Source organism: Candidatus Borrarchaeum sp. (assembly GCF_019058535.1).
In the GTDB taxonomy this organism is placed as follows: domain Archaea; phylum Asgardarchaeota; class Sifarchaeia; order Borrarchaeales; family Borrarchaeaceae; genus Borrarchaeum; species Borrarchaeum weybense.
The window spans coordinates 1-23707 of the sequence record NZ_JAHPYX010000003.1; the positions used below are offsets into that span (position 1 = coordinate 1).

The window sequence follows — 23707 nt, forward strand, 5'->3', positions numbered from 1 at the left end:
CACGTGACCTCTTCTTTAAGAAAGAGGACTACAAAGAGTTCTTCATCAGGATGTGCCAACTCAACAATAGGATCGCTAAGTTGAAGCGGATAGGGAAATACGCGGTTTTGAAAAAACTCTACAGGAAACGGGTAAATTATGCAAAAGATTTCAGGAGAAAACTGGCGATAGTTATAGCCGAGCACCTTACAGGTTCGTTGGTGTTTATAGGTTGCCCCGACAAAGTGCGTAACTGCCATTACAGGGGTTCGGGGCACAGGAGGAACAGGAAACGGGTAAATCACTGGGCGTTCAAGGACTGCGCCGACCGTATAGCTATAGCGGTGCTGGTACGAGACGGAGTGGCCTTCGTCATGAACGAGTGGTGGACCACCCACCGATGTTCCATGTGCGGTTCGCGAAAGGTAGAGGTCAAAGACAGGTCGTTTACCTGTCTTAACTGCGGATTTTCTGCCGATAGAGACATAAATGCGGCGTTTAACATCCTGATAGACGGTCTGAAGTGCCTTACTGAGACGAAGAAGAACAGTAATGGCCGTAAGGCGAAAACCAAAGTGTTCCTTGAAGGAACGGGGGGTGCCGTGGATCACCCCGGACTGCCAATGAGCGGGTTCTTGCTATCTCTCGTAGAGAAAGCTCAACAATCCGTGAGGGCAGAAGCCACCTAACTTGTTGGGTGGTAGTTCACAGGAATGCAATCAGAGCCTATTTCATAGTATTTTCTAGGGAAGAGAAAAATGAAAGTTATAGGAACTGTTGGAATGCCTGGCAGTGGAAAGAGCGTTATATCACAAATCCTTAAAGAAAAATTAAATTCTTTTTATATTGTAATGGGAGATGTCATTCGAGAGGAAGCGATGAGGGAAGGACTAGAGCCAAATTCGACCAACTTGAGGAAAATTATGTTAGATCTTCGTAAAAGAGAAGGTAATGACATTGTAGCAAAAAGATGCATAGAAAAACTGAAAGAAAACGAGGTAAAATATGAATGGGCCATTATAGAGGGACTGAGAGGGCTTGAGGAATTATCTACCTTTAGAAAACATCTAAACTTCCTACTAATTGCAGTTCATGCATCACCTCCTACACGCTTTAATAGGTTGAAACAAAGAGGTAGATCAGACGATCCACAAAACAGAGAAATGTTCGATAAAAGAGACCTAACAGAGCTAAAAGTGGGTATTGGCTCAGTAATTGCATTAGCTGATCATATACTTGTGAATGAGGGAAGTAAAGAAGATTTATTTGGAAAAATTGACCAACTTTTAGAGAGCGTTTTGTAAAATGAGCATAGAAGTCAAAGTAACTGCTCGAACCCCACTTTTTCCCACAGAAAGTATTGAAAAAGTAAAGACGGCACTCTTAAACATAGTAAATGTAGAAGATGAAAATGTTCATATTGAAGAAATTGATGATCATTCAGAAATTATTGTGAGGGGCGAAGGACAGAATACGTTGCAAAAATTACATACGATTTTTCGAGAAAAGAGGATTCTAGATGCTGCAAGGAGAACTCTCAGAAGAGGAATTCGTGGCAATCGAATATATTTCTATTTGAACAAACAGGCCGCCTTTGTTGGAAACACTTCTTTTGTTGGTGAATTTACGACTGAATCACCACTAGGTCCAATAGAAATGGATATCAGTACGAATAACCCTGAGAAATTAATTGATTGGCTTGCACCTCGTACAAAAAATGGAAAAATAGTGCAGTAGTGTCTCTACCAGATCAGAGTTTATTCGAAGACGATAAGGAGAAACCACATTAGGAAAATTCCCAATATTATCATGCTTGTCTGAATAACCGCGCTTGAAAGTTCTGTTTTGCTACGCAGTTCTGGAATAAGGTCTGATCCCGCAATATAGATAAAGCCTCCTGCAGCAAAAGGTAAGAGAAACGTCGTAAATTGCTGTATGCTGGAAGAAATGAGAAAACCCACAATTGCTCCTGCTATAGCTAATATTGCTGATAAGAAATTAAAAAATAGCGCTTTTGTTTTTGTAAACCCACCATAAACAAGTACTGAAAAATCAGCTACTTCTTGCGGGATTTCATGAAAGAGAATAGCAACCGTCACTATGAATCCAAGAGGAGTGCTCATAAGGAATGCAGCTATGATGACTAGTCCATCAATAAAATTGTGGATTCCATCTCCAATCAAATTCATGTATGTAAAGGCATGAATATCACATACACCCTTGTGGCAGTGCCGCCAGGATAAAAACTTCTCTAAAATAAAAAATAATACGATAGCAGAAAGAAGTGCAATCGACGTTGGAATTATTTCTTCACCTACTGATTCCAAGGCTTCTGGCAAGAGGTGTAAAAATGCGCCGCCGAATAGTACTCCCGACGATAAAGCTACAAGCGCAAGCAAAAATTTATTGAGTGTTTCTTCTTTAAGTGAAATGAATAAGACTCCAATAAATGCGGCTGCACTTACAATAAAAGTAGCAAGTACAGCAAGACCCAATGCTTCTATATTCAAGATATTACCCCAATATCATTATCTGCGAATGAAAATTACGAAAACTCCCTAGGATGACGTAATCCATCCTTGAAGTTGATTAAAGTCTAGGATGTTAGCAGGAATGCTTTAGAAAAGTAATATAGTAGAGCCTTTATTAAAATTAACTATAGAGGTGACAAGACCGTTTTTTCATAACAAATAGGTAATTTTTTTTAACCCACCATGAACATCACTCTCCCCCCGAAAACAGGGGAGCATCCTTGAGGTGATAGTGTAAACTACCTCATGCTAAAGCAGTGAGGCTTTTAGCTGTACTTGGTCTCAGTCCTCTAACTACACCAGCTAGAGTTTCAACTTCATCACACGCTAAATCATGGGGGCGTTTACTAGACCCCAGCCCAGTAATCCTCATCTAGAGTCGGGCTATACTAGTTTAATGCTCATCACCCTTGAGGTCATTAACCGTTTCCACTTCTACGAGAGGTGTGCCTTGAGACCACGTACCTCTATCCCAGAACATATATTTAAAAGTGGAGAGACCCTTGTACAAGTGAAACACACCCTCAATTCCTCCCCACCCTAAAGGGCAGGGGCTTCCTTGAGAGGGATCAGTGAAGTTTTGAAAGATATATTGGTTAAAGAAAAATCATTTGTATCGTAATAAACGCATCCCATTTAGGATAACAAGAAGCGCACTTGCCTCATGTCCAAGAATACCACTCGCTAATTCAAGCACACCGAAGAGTGTAGCTATTAGCAAGGCAAAGACCATGACTAGGGCGAATACGATATTTTGGCGGATAATCGCATTGGTTTTTTTGCTTAATCCTATGGCATAGGGCACTTTAGAAACGTCATCTGACATTAAAGCAATATCTGCGGTTTCAATTGCTACGTCTGTACCAGCAACACCCATTGCAATACCTATATCAGCTGCCGCAAGGGCGGGGGCATCATTAATTCCGTCACCAACCATTCCAACTACACGACCTTCTTCATGGAGTTGTTTCACATATGAAACCTTATCCTCAGGAAGTAAGTTAGCCTTAAAATTGTCAACTTCCATACACTTTGCGATTGTTTCTGCAGTTCTTTCATTGTCGCCTGTAAGCATTAAGATTTGTTTGATACCTACTTTCTTTAGTTTGCTAAGTGCCTCTGGTGCTTCAGGTTTCAATAAATCTGCAACAGAAATAGCACCAATAATGCGGTCATCTACGGCAATAGGAATAACGGTGTATCCTTTACTCTCAGCCTTTTCAAGATAATTTTCAACGTTTCTTGAAACAATTAATCCATTATTTTCAAGAAGTTTTCGCTTACCCATTATTACTTTTCTACCTTTGTATTCAGCACTAATCCCGATACCACTAACTACAGACAATTTGTCTGGATCTGGGATAGTAATATTTTCTGATCTGACATACTCCACAATAGCTTTACCAATTTGATGTTCTGCCATCTTCTCGCCTATACCCGCCCAATATAAGATATCTTTTATGGGGACATCGTCATAGAAGCTGTCAACTTCAAATACCTTAATTTTTCCGAGAGTAATTGTGCCCGTTTTATCGAATGCAATAGCGTCAAGTTTTCCTAAAGTTTCTAAAGAACGACCACCCTTGATTAAAACCCCTTTTCTTGCAGCATTACCAATTCCACTCACTATTGCTACAGGCGTAGATATAACAAGAGCACAAGGACATGCAACCACTAATAAAGTGAGCGTCACAAGAAGATTTTGAGTAATCAAGAAGTTAGCTAAGGCAATTAAAAGCACAACTGGCACATAAAGCACATCAAATTTTTCAGCAAATGTTTGAAGTGGAGCTTTCTCAGTTTGTGCTTTTTCAACCATCTTGATAATTTTTGATAGTGTTGTATCTTCGCCTGTCTTTGTTGTTTCTATCTCAATATAGCCATCAGTATTGATAGTGCCGCTAAAGACCTCATCACCTACCGTTTTTTCAACAGGGAGAGATTCACCAGTGACAGAGGATTGATTAACAGCAGTAGAGCCTTTAATAACCATACCATCAACAGGTATTTTTTCTCCAGCCTTTACAATAACAAGTTCTCCTTTTTTTACCTCATCTGCGAAAACTTCGACCTCTGTATCATATCTACGTACCCTAGCGACCTTTGGTTTGAGGTCAATTAATTCGCGGATGGCATTTCTTGTTTTTTCCATAGAATAACTCTCAAGCAATGAACCAAACAAGAAGAGAAAAACAACTGCACTAGCTTCCCAATATTCCCTGATTATAATCGCACCAGTAAATGCTACAGCTACCAAAGTGTTAACATCTAGGACTTTCGACCGAAGTGAGTAAAAAGCTTTGAGTACAGTGGAATAGCCTCCAATAACTACTGCAGATAATAGAAATATTACTGAAGGAAAGAATAAAGAAGAGACCCCATATGTATTAAAAAGCCATCTTGTTGCCCAACCTAACGCGAAAAGTGCTCCGGCAGCGGCGGTCTGAAGCAATTTTATTTTTTGTTTAGAAATCTTTGCAGTTTTTTTCTCGCCAGCGATAGTCACGCCTAATTTTTGGATTTCTGACTTAATTTTCGGCAGATTAATTTCTGATGGGTTATAGATGAGATTCAGTGTGCTTTTATCAAATGAAACAGCTGCATAGAGAATGCCTCTAACACCGCCTAATTCTTGTTCTAACTTCTTTCCAAGCGATTTTGAGGTCAAGGATTCCAAATTGAGTATCACTCGTTCGCCTTCGAGTTCGAACCCTAACGAGCGGATTGTCTTTTCAACACGTTCGAAGGTTTCTTTTTCTCCATCGAAAAAGAGATTTGTTATCCTTGGACCAAAACTCACCGTTGCCTTTTTCACGCCATCAACGTTATCTAATGCCTTCTGCAAAGATAACGCGCAATTGGCACAATCCATTCCGCCGAGATGGAACGTCAATTTCTTCGTGCCTGATGTCCCGAACAACTCTTCAAATTGTTCTTCGTCGTCAATTTCGTGTTCGTGATCATGTTCATGCTCGTGCTCATGGTCGTGTTCACAACAGGAATCGTCATTTACATGATTATGGGAATCATTGTACGCTGTATCATTGCAAGCGCAGGATGTATTTTCATCTTTGCATTCATCTGCTACAGAAGGTTCATCTTGGTGGCTCATTTAATTTTGAACTCCATTTTTTTGACTTATTTTTGGCTACTAAGTACATTATGAAATATAAATTTAAGAAATTAATGCTAAGAGCAGATGGAGTTGTTATGAATTGTTATCAAAAAACTTAGCATTTTTTAATAACGCAGAAATTTGAGTCTTTGTGAGCAATCGTTATCCATAAAAAATCAATGACCCTAATTTGTGGAGGGTTATACTCAAAAGTATTTTACATTTCATATAAAACTAAGAAGTTGCGATTAATGTAAGCGTTCAATTACACCGAGGATTAAGAATGAAAATAATTGGCAGAGGTTCATGGATAGACAAACTTGCGATGGATGCATTGGCATATAAAAAGCGAATGGGGAAAAAGACGGAGTTATTTCGTACTGAGAGCGGGCTAGGCGCTTCTGGATTTCCTCATATAGGAAGTTTTTCTGATGCGGCTCGCAGTTTTATCATAAAGCTAGCAGTTGAAGATGTGGGTCATAAATCTGAGTTTATTGCCTATTCAGATGATATGGATGGACTGAGAAAAGTACCTGCTGGAATGCCAAACGCAGACGAATTGAAAAAATATATTGGTGTCCCTGTAACAGATATTCCTGACCCCTTCAACTGCCATGAAAGTTACGGAATTCACATGAGTTCTATGTTAATTGATGCATTAGATATCTGTGGTGTAGAGTTCACATCCGTTTCAGCTCGGGAGATGTATAAGAAAGGCGCATTCACGAAACAGATTGAGTTAATACTAGCAAATGCAGAAAAAGTTGGTGATATTGTAAAAGATTTGACAGGTCAGGAAAAATATACAGAAGTTCTGCCTTATTATGCGGTTTGTGAGAACTGTGGCAAGATGTATACAACAAAGGTCACAGAGTTCCATCCGGAAACCCATTCTGTGTTTTATTCATGCACAGACTCGCCTTTGCGAGATGAAATCATTAAAGGATGTGACCATCAAGGATTTGCAGACTACACAAAAGACCAAGGCAAACTTAATTGGAAAGTAGAGTTTGCTGCACGATGGGACGCACTAGGGGTCGATTTTGAGGCATATGGAAAAGATATACATGATTCTGTTGTTGTGAATGACCAGATCCAGAGAGAAATTCTGCAAACTGCACCACCGTATCATGAACGCTATGAAATGTTCCTTGACAAGGGCGGAACAAAGATTTCAAAATCTCTAGGAAATGTTCTTACACCACAAGTATGGCTTCGCTATGGTTCCTGTAAATCTTTGATGTTGTTAATGCTTAAGCGGTTTCAAGGAACAAGATCGGTAGGCATTGAAGATATTCCAAAACTCATGGACGAATATGATTATCTGGAAGATATCTACTTTGGAGTAAGGAAAGAGAAAAACGAGGCGAAGAGGATAAAGAACATTGCACTCTATGAGTATACAAATTTGCTGAAATCACCAGAAACCCGCCCAGAACATGTTTCATATAATATCTTAATAAACTTAGTGTCCGTTGCGCCAGAAACTGCTATTGACAAGTTTTTAATGGCAAAACTGGAAGAATTAGGCTATTCAAAAGATGGAAACAACAAAGGTCTTAAAGAACGCTTTCAATTTGCGAAAAATTGGGTGGAAGATTTTAAGGAAATCGAAGTTGAACCAGTGGAGCTGTCTATTAATGAAAAAAATGCAATAAAGGACCTCATACCCATACTGGAGGAAAATAAAAGTGGAGAAGTAATACAACAAGCCATTTTCGAGGTGGCTAGAAACAATTCGTTGAAACCTCGGAATTTTTTTCGATTACTTTACCACATTCTTCTTGGAACTGATAGTGGTCCTAAACTTGGTCCATATATCACAATTGCAGGGCCGAAAAAAGTTGCAAAGCGTCTAATTTTTTTGTCGGCGCTGTGATTTTGGAGTTCATGTGTCTAAGGTCACCCCTTATGTTATTCATGGGCGCAGGTTTTCAAACAGATAAGTTGTCTCTTAAGGGATTTCACTTTCAACAAAATCACTCCGCGCCTTATTGCAAAAACACGTGAGCGCATTGCCCCGAATAGAAAACATTTAAGTAATATTTCGTTCACAAACACAGTAAGACTGTGAAATAAGAGCACAAGGAGACATTTTGTATGTCCGCCACACCAGAAGAGAAAATCTCAAAATGGGATTTCGTTTGTGCAAAGTTTGCTGCTGCATCTGAAATTGATGATTTGATTGTGAGCGCAACGTTCAAAGACCCAGATATATTACTGACTCTCAGGCGTTATCGGGGAAAAACTTTGTCGGCACAATGTCGTGATGATTTGGCTCAAGTACAGCAACAATTTGCAAAAATCTTATTTGATGAGTGTGGCGATGATTTAATGGAAGAAATTGAGAGCCATTTCCAGAACGTAAATAACTCTTAAAAAGAATAAACTGGACTTTTTTTGAATTTTTATATAATATTAGAGGACGGACCGAAACGCGGCTAAAAAATTATCGATCATTACTTCTAATGAAAATCGTGACTCTGACAAAGCCCTTCCTTCTTTGCCCATCTTGTGTCGTAGTTCCTCATTTTTTAATAACATGAGAAGTGCATTTGAGAATGCAATAGGATTCCTTGGGTTTGATAAAAGACCTGTTTTCTCATGAATCACTGATTCAAGTGGACCTCCTTCATTTGAAGCGACTACAGGTGTTTCACAAGACATTGCTTCTATCGGAACTAGGCCCCAAGGCTCCATGAGAGGAGGATACGCTACAATATCAGCCATAGAGTAATAAATTGGCATTTCTTTGTCTGGTACGTTTGTCAGAAACAGAATAGCATGATCTAGACCGAGAGTTTTACTCAATTTTACCAAGCGGTTCTTTTCTTGTCCGCGTCCTATAATAACTAACCGACATGAATTTAATTTTTTGTACACGTATTTAAAAGATTTAATTAGCATAGCGATGTTTTTCACGGGAGATAATCTCGATACTGTAAGAATTACGGCCTCTATATTCGGGAAAAGCTGTTCTCTGTAAATTTTGCCTTCATTTCGATGATGAAATCTTTCAATATCGATACCTGGATATAATACCTGAGCATTTTTTTCATAAACTGCTTCAATTTTCGCTTTTGTAAAAGCACTATTCGCCAAGACTAAATCTGCAGATTTCACTGCTTTTTGATCAGAAGGCATATAAAGGTGTCTAATAAGCCCGAAGAACAACTTGAAAGACAAACTTGCTTCTCTGAAATAATTCCTGTCATAGAAAAATCGTGGAGGCTCGTGAATATAACAGATAAATGGTTTGTTTTGCGATTGAATGTATTTGTATCCAGCTAGGTTAGAAGGGAAATTGTGTGCATTTATGACATCTAAGTCAGTTGGAACATGTTCTTGTAGTTTCTTCACTACCTTAGGTATAGAAAACCAGTATTGCATACCGATAGGTGAACCGCCTATGTCACAAAAATGAATTCCTTCTTGCGAAAACATATTCTTAACATTTGTTCTAATATTTTGAGTGATTACTGTGATATCAAGACCTCTTTTCTTCAGCCCTGTACATAAATCTATGATCATTTTCTCTGCGCCACGTGTTGTATGAAGAGAACGGTGAAGAATGCCAATCTTCAAGATTTTCCCTCATATTTTGCTAATATCTTTTCTTTAAATCTAATAAGAACGCAACCGAAATCATAAAATAAGATAAAAGGTCTCTTGAGAAAAGGAACTCTTTCTGCAAACAATTTCAAACGATCTAAGTCTTCGTGGTTAATACCACCAAGGAAGATTACTGAGGGAAGATATATTGCGATTCCTAGGACGATGACAATGATAATAAGAATGAAATTAATGATTGAAAACAAAGAGAGTACTCTTAAGACTCCATAGCAGACTATATAGACGAGAATACTTGCTATTGTATATTTAAAGACTGGTATTGAAGGAAATGGAGTTTTAAGAAATGCCTTAATTTTTAAAACGCAATATAAAACGCCAACGCAACTCCCAAGCGAAAACGCGATCGCTACAGCAATTTCCTGAACGAAAGGAATCAAACCGAGAGCAATTACTGTGTTTATTAAAGTCATTAGACCATAATATTTCGCAATCCAGTCTGGTCTTTCAATCGCTGCAAAAGTTGAACGTATACCGATAGTAACTGCGCGTCCAACGTATCCAAAAGAGAGAATTATCAAAAAAATGACTGATGAAGAATATGCTGGGGGATATAACAAAGAAATCACTGAATCTGCTAATAAGAATGTGAAAACAATTATTGGAAGCGCAGAAAAGAAAGCATATTTTGTACTCTCAAAATATGTTTTCTGTAATTTCCAAAAAGTGGCATTTTTCTTATTTGTTACAAAAAAACTTGTTTGTAACGGTTCTAAGACCCTTCCTGATACATTGATGTAGCCGATAATGTTATCAAGAGTGGCAACCGCTACTTTGTAATAACTTACGGTTAATAAATCAAAAAAGTAGGTGAGTATTAAGATATTGACGTTGCTATAGAGATAAAATGTAATAGATGAAACGATCATCCATTTTGAATAACTAATGATTCTCTTCATATCGAGTTCGACTTTACTAGGTTCGGATTCCTTTTCAAATTTCTGAAAAATTAAAAATAGAAAGATTATACCAACAATAAGTGGCGCTAATGAGTATCCAAGTAACGCACCGACAGCACCAAACCCACTGACTATAACGAAGAGAACGAAGAAGAGAATCAATGCACTTCTTCTAAAAATCGTAAAGAATAATTCTTTTTTAAACTCTTGCAATCCTTCCAACACACTCATTACAATATCTGTAAATGCTCCAAATAGAATACTAAACGCAGCAACTCTCAATGCAAGCGCATATCCTGGATTCTGAAAGAAAATCGCGATATAATCTGCTAAAACAATAAAGAAGATACAAAAAATCGTTGCCACTGCAAGCCTAATTTTTAAAATAAATCTAAAACAAACTCTAATCTTATTTTCTTCGCCTAATGTACTGAATTCGGCGATATAACGTCTAAGGATTAGTCCAAGACGCAAATCGGAAAATAATTGTCCAAATCCAACTGTAGAAATTGCAAAGGTAACTAATCCAAGCTGACCGGGCGTAAGAAACCATGCTGTTAATAGCCAATAAGCGAAACCAAGAATATAAAACGTAAGATTATCTAAAGAAACGTAAGAATACCCTTTGATCATTTTACTCGTAGTAGACATAAGATCCCACAACGCAATTGAGGTCTAATCACATATCAATTTTTTGAGCTTAAAAACGGAGAAGGACTGAGATATTAAAAATTTTCATGATGAATTTGCAGAAGTTTTTGAAACTCAGTAACTACTAAGTACTCTATGGTATAATGAGAGTATTTTATCACAAATACTTGCTTCATTGTAATGTTTTTCTATTGTTTTTTTTCCTTCTAAACCTATATGAAATCTAAGATCTGAATCGTTTATTAATCTATTAATCGCGTTCTCAATCTCTATGGGATTCCCAGGTTCAATTAATATGCCATTTTTTTCATGAGTAATAATTTCTGGAGTACCACCTACATTTGTTGCTATAACCGGTCTTCCTAGTGCCATAGCCTCAATAATAACACGACTTAGAGGTTCAGGCCAAATTGAGGGAGATACAACAATATCTGCCATCTGGTAGAATTTTAGTACTTCATTATAAGGTAAAAATCCAAAATATCGAAATTGATCTCCTATACTGGCTTGCATTTTCTTTATGTAATCCGTGAGAGGACCTTTTCCAAGGATTGCAAACTTTACAGAAGGATTTTTTTGTGATAATTGTTTAATTGCACGGATAAGTACAAGAATGCCCTTCTCATAAGTTAGTTGACCTACAAAAAGAATCAGTTTAGTATTTTCATTAAATTTATAGTTACGGCGCATTAACATCAGTTCAGGTTTTGTAAGGATCTTTGAAGGTGAAGGCATTATATTTGGAACTACAGAGATTCTTTGGGAAGGCAATTGTATACAATTCTTCAATTTATTTAAGGGCAGTCTTGTCAAAAGTAATTTACGCAATGCCTCGCTTACTGCAATGACGTGGTCTGTTTTATTTAATAATAATTGTTTAAGAGCCAAATTTGCATAAATATAGGGGAGGATTACTGGCATAGAAAAAGAGGGAAGCACACCCTCAAGACTGACACAATTGACTAAGTTTTTGAAATTGCATTGGTCACATTCATTGCCATTAGGTTTTGTAAATGACCTTCTAAAACAAATTGGCCAATAATCACGAATAGTGCCAATAACTGGTATTTTGGTATTTCTACCAGCGATAACGGAGGGAGGAATCGTTAGAATGTTTTGTGCATGAATAAGCTCAATTCTGTAATCTTTTAAGATTTTCTTAAGTTTTTTTGCCATAAAAAGGCAAAATAATTCATTTTTAACGATATTCCTGAATACTGGCACATCTGGTGCACGAAGATATCGAAAACGGATGATTTTGAACCATTTATGCTCTTCATATACTGTTTTTTGACCAAAATGAGGCATGACGACTAGGATATTATGTCCTCGTTTTGCAAGGCCTTTCGCCAAAAAATAAGTGCTACGTTCACTACCTCCTCCTTCTGGGGGGAATAAATCTGTAGTTATACATATATTCATGTTTGTACAACCTTTCAGCTCAGATTTGTTTCTGTAACTGAGTTTATTTACAAGTTAAAGGAAATATTGAAGAGGACACGCCTGAAGTTATTGTCGAAACCGCGTTAATTTCTTATATATTGAGAGTATCTGATCACAAACAATGCCTTCGTTATATCGTTTCTCTACTGTTTTTCTTCCTTCCAATCCAATACGTGATCTAAGATCTGGATCGTTTATAAGTCTGTAAAGCGCATGTTCTATCTCTTTAGGATCACCGGGTTCAATTAATATTCCGTCTTTTTCGTGTGTAATAATTTCAGGGATACCACCTACTTTTGTCGCAATGACTGGTTTTCTTAGTGCCATAGCTTCAAGATTGACGCGACCTAGTGCTTCAGGCCAGATTGATGGAACTACAACTATATCAGCCATTTGATAGAATTGTAGGACTTTGATATATGGTAAAAATCCAAAATATCTTAATTGATCGCCAAAACGACCTTTAATTTTTTCAAGATGACTAGCTAATGGACCCTTTCCCAGGATAATGAGTTTTAATGAAGTATTCTTGAGTAATAATAGCTCAAGAGCTTTAATAAGTATATGAACCCCCTTGTCATAAGTCAATTGACCTACGTATAAAACAAGCATATCTTTTTCATCTAATTTGTAATAACGACGCATTCCGAGTAATTCACTTTCTGTAAGTCTCTTTGAAGGTATAGGCATTATATTTGGAACCACAGAGATTTTTTGTGGAGTCAAACGCGAGAAATGTTTCATAACTATAGACCGCCTTGCTAAAAGCATCGTACGTACTGCATCACTAATTGCAATTACGTGATCTGCTCGATTCAATAGTAATTGTTTAAGACCCATATTTGCGGAAATATATGGAATACTAGCAGGCATGAAAAAAGAGGAAAACTGACCTTCTAGGCGAATGCAGTTAATCAAATTTTTAGAATTACAACTGTCGCAAACGCTGCCATTGGGACGTATGAATGATCTCCTAAAACAAATAGGCCAATAATCACGAATATGGGCTATTACGGGAATGTTAGTTTTTTTAGCAGCAATAACAGATGGAGGAACTGTAAGCATATTTTGCGCGTGAATAAGTTCTATTTCGTAAGTTTTTACAATCTTTTTGAGCATCTGGGCCATATAAATATAAAGCAACTCATTTTGTACAACATTTCTTAAAAAATCCACATTTGGCGCACGAAGATATCGAAAACGGATGATTTTAAACCATTTGTGCTCTTTATAAACTGTTTTTTGACCAAAATGAGGCATAACGACTAAGAGATTATGCCCTCGTTTAGCAAGACCTTTCGCCAAAAAATAAGCGCTAAGTTCACTACCGCCTCCTTCTGGGGGGAATAAATCCGTAGCGATACAAATATTCATACTTGTACAACCATTACAAATGAACTTTTTTAATCAAGATTATTACATCTAAATAACTTTTTTAAAGAACTATTATGTTTTATATTAGTCTAAGTAAAACTAAAGATCAACAGGTAAGCCAACTACCCCACCCTAAAGGGTAGGGACTTGTTCATGCAAGTCTCTTAGTTGATTAGAGGGCATCTCTCAGTGAGATGCAGCAGTTGTTTAGGCCACGACACCCTGGGGTGTTCCACTAGCCCCCTGGTCTGTCGTCGGTGGTTAAAAGTTCTGAGGGGTAGGAACGATGCTGCTGATGTAAAAAGCCTTTACAACAATCTCGAAGTGGACTTACTCCCTGGTGTTGGGAGCGACAGGACTTGCGAGTACCCGTCATTAAAACACCACCCGAGCGAGGTTGGGTAAACTATCCCCTGCGCCTCACAGAAGGGGGGGGTGTAAGCAGAGTCCGATCTCACTTCCTCTCCACCCTTAAGGGAAGGAATTTCCTTGGGGTATTTCTATGAACGAGCGCGTAATAAGATAATTTATCTTTTAAGGAGTTGTTCTCACAGTTCAACTGAATGATAGATTAAATGAGATTTTAAAATAATTTAACAGAGATGATGAAAATGGTTGTAAAAGCCTTTTTTGAAGAAGCTATCACATGGAAGACAATTATAGAAGCGCTATCAGCTCTTGTAAAGGAGATTTATTTTTCTGCAGACGAATCTGGCCTTCATGCACGCGCGATTGACGAAGCACATATTGCAATGGTTGACCTCCAAGTACCATCCAGCGTATTTCAAGATTACAAATGCACTGGCGAAACAAAATTTGGAATTAGCCTTACTGAAATGATGCAGATCATGCGAAGAGCAGGAGGATCAGATTCCTTAGAACTTACTGTGGATGAGACTAAGAATAAATTAAAACTGAAGTTAAAATCTGACAAGGTCACACGTAATTTCAGCCTTTCTTTACTTGGAGATACAAGTGGAGAGGAAATACCTATTCCTAAAATTGAATTTAATACAATTATCAATATAGTTGCAGGCGTTTTTAAGGATGCTATTAAAGACGCGGAAGTTGTAGGGGATTATATTCTTCTGGAGACGACCGCAGATATGCTTAAAGTAGCCGCTGAAGGAGACACGGGCGAAGTTGAGGTAATCATTGATAAGGAAACAGATACGCTTTATAAGTATGAAGTAAGAGAAGAATCAAAAGCAATTTATGCCCTTAAGTATCTAAGTGATATGACAAAAGCTGTTAGTGCAGCAGAAAATCTAGAAATTGAATATTCAAGTGATATGCCATTAAAAATTGGATTTGAGACTATCGGAGGAGGAAAGTTAGAATACTTTTTAGCCCCCCGAATTGAAGGTAGTGAATAAGAATCCTTCATTTATAGGATTCTTAATTTTCAGTCAACGATGTATGGTGAACTACCATTCAACAAGTTGAGGGGTCTTCTTGCGAAGGATTGATAAAAACTCTTGTGCGGCATTAAATCAATATAGAATGATCTTTAGTTCAACTTGATAAACTAAAGAACCTCGCAACTATTTGTCCAGACATAATAAGGAAATTAAACACCTATTGAGGGAGTAAATGTACAATTATGAAGAAATGTACCGGAAATGGATCAAGGAATGGAACTCAATAAAAATCCTCTCATTGACTGATGATTTTTGTGCAAAAATCGGAGAATATATTAAAAAAAGCAAGGTAAAAAAGCAATACGACGAATTAACACCGCTGGAAAAGAATTTATTTGAAACCAAACATGAACGATTAGATTTTATAATTAAGGACTACATCACCCTTCGAATGAGAAAGATACTGAAAAGTATTGTTGATAATGTAGAGATAGATTTCACAAATCTAACTAGAATTGAAGATATTCTACATTCAAATCTAGGAGATGCAATAAATACTTATTTTGGAATAGTATTTCAAGAAAATCAGACAACAAAAAATGAAGAAATTCAATCAGGAAGAAAGATTGTTAGAATACTAGAACAACTAGATTCCTTCGTAGGTACAGATTTAAAGATATACGGCCCTTTTATGCCAGAAGATATTTGCATTTTGCCAAATGAAAATGCAAAGGCATTAATTGATAGGAATGTTGCTTTAGCTGTTGAAATCAAAAAGGATTAAACTATCGTAGTCTAAAGGCAAAAAATCCTTTCCTATAACCAATATATATGCAGGAAATACCACTTTTGGACTGTATACGTAACATTTTGCTTTTTTCGGAAGATAATGAAAAATAACGCGATTTTAGTGAAGTACTTATGAAATTAGAGGCACATAACGATAATTCATCTCTCAAAAAGTTGGGATCTGCTTGTCAGCTGTTGTAACGAAACTTTTTAAAAGATTATAGTGAACATCAAATCATAAGTTTGAATAGTCAGGAGAAAATGAAGTTGAAAATCGAAAAAATGATTCCGCAACCACGCTCCAGATTTCTATTAGTTCGCTGTCCAGAATGCGGAAATGAACAGAAAATATTTGGTTCAGCGACTACAACTGTGAGATGCATTATTTGCAACAGAGTTCTCGCAGAACCTACTAGGGGCAAAGCACAAATTGTAAGCAAAATCATCCAAGTCCTAGAATAAGTTTTTCTGCTAGAATTTCACTTCTTTGTCTAATCTATTACAATAATAGAACAAAAGATGAGAGAAATGGTCAAAAAGAAAAAAGAATTCCCAGAAGAAGGCGAATTTGTAATAGGCACTATTACAAAAATCTCCTCTCATGGTGCATATGCAACTTTAGATGAATTCGAAGGGAAAGAAGGGCTTATTCATATCTCAGAAATAGCTTCAACGTGGGTCCGCAATATTCGTAACTACGTAAGGGAGAAGCAGAAGGTAGTTGCGAAAGTGCTACGTGTCGAAGAAGCAAAAAATCACGTAGATCTCTCGCTTAGGCGAGTTACAATCGTGATGCGAAGAAATAAGATTCAGGAATGGAAACGTTCACAGAAAGCAGATAATCTCTTAGAATTAGTTGCAAAACAACTAGATAAAACTAAAGAAGAAGTCTATGATGCCGTGGGATGGCCTTTAGAGGAAAAATTTGGTGAAATCTACGCTGGATTTGAAGAAATACATGAGAAAGGTGAAGCAGTTCTAGAAAAAATGGGAATTGATGACGAATGGATAAAGACCGTTGTTGAACTAGCAAAAGCACATGTAACTATAAGGAAAGTAAAACTAACAAAAATAGTTGAACTTAAATGTTACAAACCAGATGGCGTTGAAATAATAAAAAATGCCTTGAAAAAGGGTTTAAAATCAACTCGGAGAAAAGATATTACTCTAGATGTTAATCTGGTCGGATCACCACGATATAGGTTCTCAATTCAAGCAAATGATTATAAAAATGCAGAGAAAATCTTAAATAAAGCCGTAAGTACAACAATTACCGCTCTGGAGAAAGGAGGAGGAGAAGGATACTTCGAAGAGGATACTTAAACTACCTCACGCTAAAGCAGTGAGGCTTTTAACTGTACTTGGCTATAAGGTCTGTTGCATTTCTCAACGAATCAATTTCTATAATGAGCCAATAATCCATATTATGAACAAAACTTCATTGACATTGGATCCTTATATTGTGCCTGAACACAAAGATTTTACTAAGAAATGGATGGGTGAATTTTGGTATGGGGAAATTGTTGAAGAAATGTGTTGCTTGTTATCAGTATAGTTTGGCAAAAGAAATTTGTCCTAATTGCGGTGGACACTTAAGAATTGCTGCCCCTTCAAAGTTTAGCCCACAAGATAAGTACGGAAAATATCGTCGGATGCTTCTTAAAACAACTTTAACACTTCACCAAAAAGAGGAGTGATTATAAATGAAGTCCAGAATCCGCTTCTTGAAGGATTTAGATCCAATATCTTTGAAAGACCCTATACTAATTCAAGGGTTGCCAGGTGTTGGAAATGTTGGTAAACTAGGAGTAAGCCACATGATCCAAGAGCTTAAAGCAATTTATTTTGCAGAACTTTTTTCGTATACTTTTCCTTATCATGTGCTTGTAAATAATGATGGGATTCTAAGGCTTCTTCGTAATGAATTTTGGTTTTCCCAACTTTCGAAAAGTGGTGGGAAACATGATGTTATATTTATTACAGGAGATTATCAAAGTCAAACGCCAGAAGGGCAATTTACAATAGTTAATATGATATTAGACCTAGCTGAAAAATATAAAGTGAGTCAAATCTATACGCTTGGTGGGTATGCCACAGGAAGCGTTTCTAAATATCCTAGAGTTTTTGGGACTGCCACTAGTCTTTCTTTAATAAAGCAACTTAAGGACGAAGAAATCGAGATAAATGAATCTGGAGGACCTATAGTGGGGGCTTCAGGGTTACTCATTGGTCTTGGAAAGATGAGGGGAATAGAAGGAGCATGCCTACTGGGCGAGACGTCTGGATTTATGGCAGATGCACTTTCTGCCAAAGTAGTTCTTGAAAAACTGATTAAACTTGTTGAAATAGAGCTAGATCTTGGACCTTTAGCAATCAAAGCGCAGAATCTTACTAAACTTATAGATCAAATGAAACAAAAACAAAGGCATAGACCTGGAACAAGAAGACAAGAAAGCGAAGAAGAAAAAGACGATTTATCATATATTGGATAAACTACCTATTCCTAAAGAAGTGCGCTTCTAGAGACCTTGCAGAAGTAAAGACCTCATATCATTCGTTTTGCTAAGAAATTTAGTTAATTCACTTGATAAATTCTGACAAGCCAATTTTCAGTTGTATGCGCTTCTTGGAAAGATGATGTAATACTCGATACGGTGCGGGGTGCATTGTAGTAGTTATAGTAAAGTAATTGATATAGTAGCGAGTCGTAATATGGATCCTTAGGGGTTCCTGATTCTTCATCATAATAATCTACTTCGCGAATTTTTGTTTCATTGAACAAATTTTGTTCTGCGATGCGAACCATCCATATCCATTTACCTTCGTCACCGCCAGTGCCTCCAACAGCACCTGTAAAATGTACTAGTACATAATCTGCGCCGAGCATCTTAAAAATCTCTGTTCCGTTTTCAGGAGGAGACATAAAGGCAGCAGCTATCCACGCAATTTGTGTACTATTCGTTGTGGCATTATCAACAATAGTTGTCCTGTTTCCAATAGCTTCAATCCAATATCCGTAGTCCCACCATGCTGCGATAACTGCGTTGGAGTCTGTCTCTTCCCTTAACCATTGCATTGATTCCTGCCAATCATGCAATTCCACAGGTTCCCCACTTGAGGTTTCTCCTACAAGAATCACATCAGGACTACTAAAGTAATCGAACGCTACCTGAGTCCCATGCCATGTATAAAGCGTCATAATAAACCCTATGAAAATCAAAATAAAAATCGCATAATCTTTTGGTACAACTTCTGTCACCCGAATTCTCCTACGCACAATTGCAGCGCGTTCGAGTAAAACTCTAGAGAACGGTCTTAAAACATTTGTTAAAGCATATGCTGAAAGAAGACAAGCCGCAGGGGCTAAAATAAGTAAAAGACGGACCATTGAACCCGCGAAATAAACTGTTGTGATGCTGAAGAGTATAAGAAAGATATCATCATTTCTTAATCTACGAAATGCAAAATATATGCCGACAGGCATAAGAAAAACCAAAAGATCTAAATTGAAAAACAATTGACCCCACGCTAAAGGAATATGTTCGCTAACAGATTCAATGAGCGGTGGACGATTTATTGGATTGATTACTGCTAAGAATTTTCCGGTTATTAGTGATAGCTGGTCTTGTGAAACCAGATATGCGACGATACTAATTACACATCCTATTGCTACAATCATTACAACAGCAAGAAGTTTTCCAAACGAAACATCAGGTACAAGTGGCTTTACCCAGAATAAAACCCCATAAATAAGTAAAATTGCCAGAACAATGAGTGAAAAGAATCCAATAAATGATGTAAGAAAATTGACACCTGTTCTAGGCACAAGAATAGTAATTAGTAAGCCAATTAGAACGGTCAGTGAATACGACAACAATAGTTTGTGAGAGTAGCGATTTAATAAGAGTAAGGCTATGGCTACAAGTGGTATTAAACCATAGGCAAATGTAAATGCACCCCAACTGGCTGAAAGTCCGCCAAGACTTAAACCGGCAAGGATGCCGTCACTTAGTGAACCATTCTTTTCAGCGCGCACGAAAAAGAAGAAAGCAGCAACCATAAAGAATATTCCAAGACCTTCATTATCAAAGAAACCCGCCATTGTTCTGCTAATATATGCAGGACAAAAGGCCAATAGAAATGCAGCAATCAATCCTGTTTTTGTGTCAGCAATTTCTTTTCCAAAGAAGTATAATAGTACAGAAGTGATTGCACCCATTAATGCAGGGAAGATATAGCAGATAATTAATATATCTGTATTAATACCTAAGGCTTTCAGGATGAAATATATTGTCGCTGCAGCGAAAGGCGTGCCTGGATATGAACCCTTCCAAATAGGACGACCATAAGGATACCAACTTTGTGTGTCATACCACGAGAAATAGGCAGCATAACCATTATTTGCTACAAATTCAGTGACACGATATTGAAACCATGGATCAAATGCTTTCAGAAGTGGTTCAAATCTAAAAAAAGGAAATAGACGTAACAAGAGAGCAATTGAAAAGATGATGAAAAGTAAAGTATACTGAACAACCACACTAATTTCAACATTTGGCCAAACCATCTGCTTTCTGATGCGTTTCCAAACGCTATTAAGAAATGACATGATCTCATACCCAATTAGTTGCTTTCGGTGAAAATCTTTGCTTCAAATTAGTTCATGCCAATTTGTTACTAAATCTAGTGCTAAGCCTAAACGTCAAATTGTTGTTATTTAATTATTGCGATGACAGTATAATTTGAGAACTCTTAAAAGATTTGTGTTCAATTAAGAACACTTAAACGAAAAAATATTATTGTTAGCGAAATCAGCAGGGAAACAGTAATCTAAAATTATGGGAATCTAAAGAAGATTTGAAATAATTTAGTTTTAAAGGTCTTTCATAAAATAAAGTGAATTCTAATGAGGATTATACACGTTACTTCACACTTTCTCCCTGATGTTGTGGGTGGAGTTGAGAATTACGTGTACCATCTATCAAAAGAATTCATTAAACAAGGTCATGAAGTAAAGATATATACATCAAAATCAGATCGGACTGCAGCATCCACAATAGAATTTGATGGAATACCTGTAATTCGAATACCAACTCTTTGTAAGATTTATAATACACCTATTCTTCCATCGTTATTCTTAAGACTTATTAAAGAAGATGCAGACGTAATACATGCTCACTTACCACATCCAATGGTTTATGATATTACTGCCTTCAATTGTCATTTTAGACGTATCCCATTAATCGTTACAGTTCATAATTTAGAAGTAGGACGTGTAAGTTCGTTAAGTTCATTAAATACTCTGTTTTCTAAGCTATATTCTAATTCTCTCCTTCAACTTACATTAAAATTTGCTAGGAAAATAATCACTACAACTCATCAATATATTGAAACTGCAGATATTCTGAAAAAGATGCGTTCAATAATTTCTGTAATTCCAGTTGGTGTAGATCTCCGATATCTTAAGTCAAAATATGATAAAGATAAGTTAAAAAGTGAAATGAGCCTCTCTGACGAATTTGTAATACTTTTTGTCTCTAAACTTACTGCATCCCATCGCTATAAGGGGTTAACATATTTGCTAAAGGCTTTTGCTAGAGTCTATAAAATAGTCCCAGAAATTCGGCTTTTTATTATTGGAAAAGGTGAACTTCGTCCCTACTATGAAAAATTATCACGAAAATTGCATATTGACGAGAAGGTGACTTTTACAGGCTTCATTGAAGAGGAAACATTGAAAAAGTATTACACTCTGGCAGATCTTCTTGTGTTGCCATCAATTACCAAACTTGAAGGATTTGGCATGGTTGCGTTAGAAGCGCTTGCCTTTGGAACCCCTGTAATATCTACAGATGTTGCAGGGGTGTCCGAGGTACTTACAAAAGAAAAATGCGGAATTGTAGTTGAATCAAAAAATTCAGTCGCCCTTGCAAAGGCAATTAGAACGTTTATATTAGACAAGGAACTTGCTAGAGAACTTTCTATTAGAGGGAGACAAGTAATTGCTCAAAAATATAATTGGACAGAAATCTCCAAACGTATGCTGAACATATATCAAGAACTCGATAGTCGTTATAACTCACGATGAGAGTTGAATTTTACCACACAGCGTTGAAAGAGAAGTTATATAGCGCTCAAACGACGGTTCGAAAGGAGATTCCGGCATTAACTAGGCTTTGTAAATCCACAAGTTAGGTTCTTGAATCTATCCTTTCTTTTTCTCTCTTTTGTTTTATGAGTCCACAAGTGAACGTTGACCCTTTTTTGTGTGAACTTTTTCCGTTTAAACATGTCCCCCTTACTCAAGAAAATAGAGTGTTACTCTTGGCGATTGTTGGATAAATTTCAGGGTTTTTTGTTCTTGAATAAACTGAATTAATTCGACCAGCGGCTTTAAAGAGCGATGACTTATGCCAGTTTTCTCAACGATCTCTTTAGTGCGAATAAATGGATTTGATCCATTTTCATCAAGCGTGTCAAAAAGTATTTTTACGATCTCCAGCAATGATCGTTTCATATTCCATTCCCTGAATAATTATATAGACTATACTGTTTAAAAATATTACCCAAATATCATGAATATAACATAAAATAACTTTTGGTATTTATATGCCTTTATAAACATCAAAAACTATATAAACCAGAAGTTACATATATAATATTGTATAATAATTTTCTGATAACGCCAAAAAAAGACTTTAGGGGAAGGGAAGGAAGGAAAGCAATGATTCAAACGGTTAAATTTGGAATCTATCCCGACAAAAAACAGGAATACAAACTAAATGAAATCTTCACTATCTATAATCATGTGAAACGGATTGGGTATAAGGTGTTGTTTCATGGCGAGGATTACATGAAAGCACGCTTTGGAGAAGTACAGACCATCCAACACTGTTTGATGAGCCTGTGTCACAATAACCCCTATGTTGGCACCATCCTAACCGATAACAAGCAGACACTAGAAGCACAAAAGACATGGCTGGAAAAACGACGGAAATACCTGACCAAACAACTACAAACCATTACAAAAAAAATCAACACCATAAAGGAACAAGATGCGCATGACAGGCGGTTAAAGGGTTTATACGCCCGTAGATCCTCGATAATGGCGAAATTACACCATTTACAGCTTGAACCTGTTGTGTTCGGCACTAAGAAATTATTTAGAGACCGAATCCTTGGCAAAATAAGTAGAGAGGAGTTCAGGATACGACGGGATTCTTCCTTTAGTTGTATCGGAAAGAAACAACACGGAGTGAAAAACCTGAACATCAAACTATTGAATGATAAAACGGTCAAGTTACGAACCTTTTCCAAGCAAAAAGGACGCAAATGGCTGATCATTCCCATGTCCGTAAATTCTGTGCAGGAGAAATGGTTTCAGGAAGTCATTAATGCTGATAAATACACGGTAACCGTAAAAAGGAGTTTCTTCAAGGGGAAGCTGCGCTATTTTGCCCATGTGTCCTATGAGATCCCAGAACCTGTACCAAGTTACAGCTACCAACATGGTGCCATCGGCTTAGATTTCAACTATAATTTTGTGGCGTTAACCAATGTAGATCGGAACGGTGAACTACTCTCTTATCATAGCATCTCATTTGGCAACCTTCACACCTATGGAACAGATAAACGTCAAGATTATATCTCCTATAAAATGGATAAAGTCGTCAATTATTGCATCAATAAAGGCAAAGGCATTGTGGTCGAGGATTTACAATTCGAGCAAGAGTTTTCCTACAACACAACACGCAACCGAAAATTGAGCAATATGAAGACCACCGCCCTGCAATTATTGGAGCGAAAATGTAAAAAGCGCGGTGTGTCCTTTCGAAAGGTATTTCCCGAATACACATCCCTCATTGGGAACTACAAATATTCAGGATTACATAATTTGTCAACACATCACTTAGCAAGTTATGTAATAGCTCGAAG

The 23707-nt window shown here is 37.1% G+C and carries 21 protein-coding genes; 13 read left to right on the plus strand and 8 right to left on the minus strand.

The features are described 5' to 3' along the window. The 3 genes from QVB70_RS00080 to QVB70_RS00090 all read left to right on the plus strand — a co-directional run. On the plus strand, positions 1-668 hold a 668-nt coding region (locus QVB70_RS00080), incomplete at its 5' end, for a zinc ribbon domain-containing protein (protein WP_287582140.1). A 69-nt stretch (positions 669-737) separates the two neighbouring features. Then, on the plus strand, positions 738-1283 hold the full coding sequence (locus QVB70_RS00085; RefSeq protein WP_287582142.1) for an AAA family ATPase: 546 nt from the start codon (positions 738-740) through the stop codon (positions 1281-1283). Position 1284: 1 nt separating this feature from the next. Further along, positions 1285-1716 carry an RNA-binding domain-containing protein gene (locus QVB70_RS00090; RefSeq protein WP_287582144.1) on the plus strand — a complete coding sequence of 144 codons (432 nt, stop codon included), beginning with the start codon at positions 1285-1287 and terminating at the stop codon, positions 1714-1716. A 20-nt stretch (positions 1717-1736) separates the two neighbouring features. Here QVB70_RS00090 and QVB70_RS00095 read toward each other — a convergent pair whose 3' ends face one another. Both QVB70_RS00095 and QVB70_RS00100 read right to left on the minus strand, forming a co-directional pair. Continuing rightward, on the minus strand, positions 1737-2489 hold the full coding sequence (locus QVB70_RS00095; RefSeq protein ID WP_287582146.1) for a ZIP family metal transporter: 753 nt from the start codon (positions 2487-2489) through the stop codon (positions 1737-1739). Between the two features lie 628 nt (positions 2490-3117). Continuing rightward, positions 3118-5622, minus strand: coding sequence for a cation-translocating P-type ATPase (locus tag QVB70_RS00100; RefSeq protein WP_287582147.1), 2505 nt, complete (start codon positions 5620-5622; stop codon positions 3118-3120). 286 nt (positions 5623-5908) lie between these two features. On the opposite strand from QVB70_RS00100, the gene lysS reads away from it, so the two are divergent. Continuing rightward, positions 5909-7504 (plus strand): lysine--tRNA ligase, encoded by a 1596-nt coding sequence (gene lysS, locus QVB70_RS00105; RefSeq protein WP_287582148.1) that lies wholly within the window; start codon positions 5909-5911, stop codon positions 7502-7504. A 221-nt stretch (positions 7505-7725) separates the two neighbouring features. Next, a complete protein-coding gene (locus tag QVB70_RS00110; protein ID WP_287582150.1) occupies positions 7726-8004 on the plus strand; it encodes a hypothetical protein in 279 nt (92 codons plus the stop codon). A gap of 39 nt (positions 8005-8043) precedes the next feature. On the opposite strand, the gene QVB70_RS00115 is transcribed toward QVB70_RS00110, so the two are convergent. From QVB70_RS00115 to QVB70_RS00130, 4 genes are all read right to left on the minus strand, one after another. After that, positions 8044-9210 (minus strand): glycosyltransferase family 4 protein, encoded by a 1167-nt coding sequence (locus QVB70_RS00115; protein WP_287582153.1) that lies wholly within the window; start codon positions 9208-9210, stop codon positions 8044-8046. Beyond that, positions 9207-10805, minus strand: coding sequence for an oligosaccharide flippase family protein (locus QVB70_RS00120; protein ID WP_287582155.1), 1599 nt, complete (start codon positions 10803-10805; stop codon positions 9207-9209). Before QVB70_RS00120 ends, QVB70_RS00115 begins: the two co-directional genes overlap by 4 nt. A 114-nt stretch (positions 10806-10919) precedes the next feature. Beyond that, entirely contained in the window at positions 10920-12227 is a 1308-nt protein-coding gene (locus QVB70_RS00125; RefSeq protein WP_287582157.1) for a glycosyltransferase family 4 protein, read from the minus strand. Positions 12228-12314: 87 nt separating this feature from the next. Beyond that, the gene (locus QVB70_RS00130; RefSeq protein ID WP_287582159.1) at positions 12315-13622 is read right to left on the minus strand and encodes a glycosyltransferase family 4 protein; all 1308 of its coding nucleotides are present in this window, start codon (positions 13620-13622) and stop codon (positions 12315-12317) included. A 611-nt stretch (positions 13623-14233) separates the two neighbouring features. On the opposite strand from QVB70_RS00130, the gene pcn reads away from it, so the two are divergent. The 6 genes from pcn to QVB70_RS00160 all read left to right on the plus strand — a co-directional run bounded on the left by pcn (position 14234) and on the right by QVB70_RS00160 (position 18264). Further along, entirely contained in the window at positions 14234-14998 is a 765-nt protein-coding gene (gene pcn / locus QVB70_RS00135; RefSeq protein WP_287582161.1) for a proliferating cell nuclear antigen (pcna), read from the plus strand. A gap of 217 nt (positions 14999-15215) precedes the next feature. Next, complete coding sequence (locus QVB70_RS00140) at positions 15216-15767, plus strand: hypothetical protein (protein ID WP_287582163.1); 552 nt, start codon at positions 15216-15218, stop codon at positions 15765-15767. A gap of 266 nt (positions 15768-16033) precedes the next feature. Continuing rightward, positions 16034-16234, plus strand: a complete 201-nt coding sequence (locus QVB70_RS00145) for a 30S ribosomal protein S27e (protein ID WP_342766523.1) — start codon at positions 16034-16036, stop codon at positions 16232-16234. Between the two features lie 66 nt (positions 16235-16300). Further along, positions 16301-17095, plus strand: coding sequence for a translation initiation factor IF-2 subunit alpha (locus QVB70_RS00150; protein WP_287582167.1), 795 nt, complete (start codon positions 16301-16303; stop codon positions 17093-17095). A gap of 188 nt (positions 17096-17283) precedes the next feature. Then, positions 17284-17469: an RNA-protein complex protein Nop10 gene (locus QVB70_RS00155; RefSeq protein WP_287582169.1), complete on the plus strand. Its 186-nt coding sequence runs from the start codon at positions 17284-17286 to the stop codon at positions 17467-17469. A gap of 6 nt (positions 17470-17475) precedes the next feature. Beyond that, positions 17476-18264, plus strand: a complete 789-nt coding sequence (locus QVB70_RS00160) for a proteasome assembly chaperone family protein (RefSeq protein ID WP_287582171.1) — start codon at positions 17476-17478, stop codon at positions 18262-18264. An 83-nt stretch (positions 18265-18347) separates the two neighbouring features. On the opposite strand, the gene QVB70_RS00165 is transcribed toward QVB70_RS00160, so the two are convergent. Beyond that, positions 18348-20381, minus strand: a complete 2034-nt coding sequence (locus QVB70_RS00165; protein ID WP_287582172.1) for an STT3 domain-containing protein — start codon at positions 20379-20381, stop codon at positions 18348-18350. A gap of 297 nt (positions 20382-20678) precedes the next feature. Between QVB70_RS00165 and QVB70_RS00170 the strand changes: the two genes are divergently transcribed. Beyond that, positions 20679-21860 carry a glycosyltransferase family 4 protein gene (locus QVB70_RS00170; protein ID WP_287582174.1) on the plus strand — a complete coding sequence of 394 codons (1182 nt, stop codon included), beginning with the start codon at positions 20679-20681 and terminating at the stop codon, positions 21858-21860. A 210-nt stretch (positions 21861-22070) separates the two neighbouring features. Here QVB70_RS00170 and QVB70_RS00175 read toward each other — a convergent pair whose 3' ends face one another. Then, the gene (locus QVB70_RS00175) at positions 22071-22289 is read right to left on the minus strand and encodes a hypothetical protein (RefSeq protein WP_287582175.1); all 219 of its coding nucleotides are present in this window, start codon (positions 22287-22289) and stop codon (positions 22071-22073) included. A 207-nt stretch (positions 22290-22496) separates the two neighbouring features. On the opposite strand from QVB70_RS00175, the gene QVB70_RS00180 reads away from it, so the two are divergent. Further along, a partial coding sequence (locus tag QVB70_RS00180; protein ID WP_287582178.1) for an IS200/IS605 family accessory protein TnpB-related protein occupies positions 22497-23707 on the plus strand: 1211 nt, incomplete at its 3' end.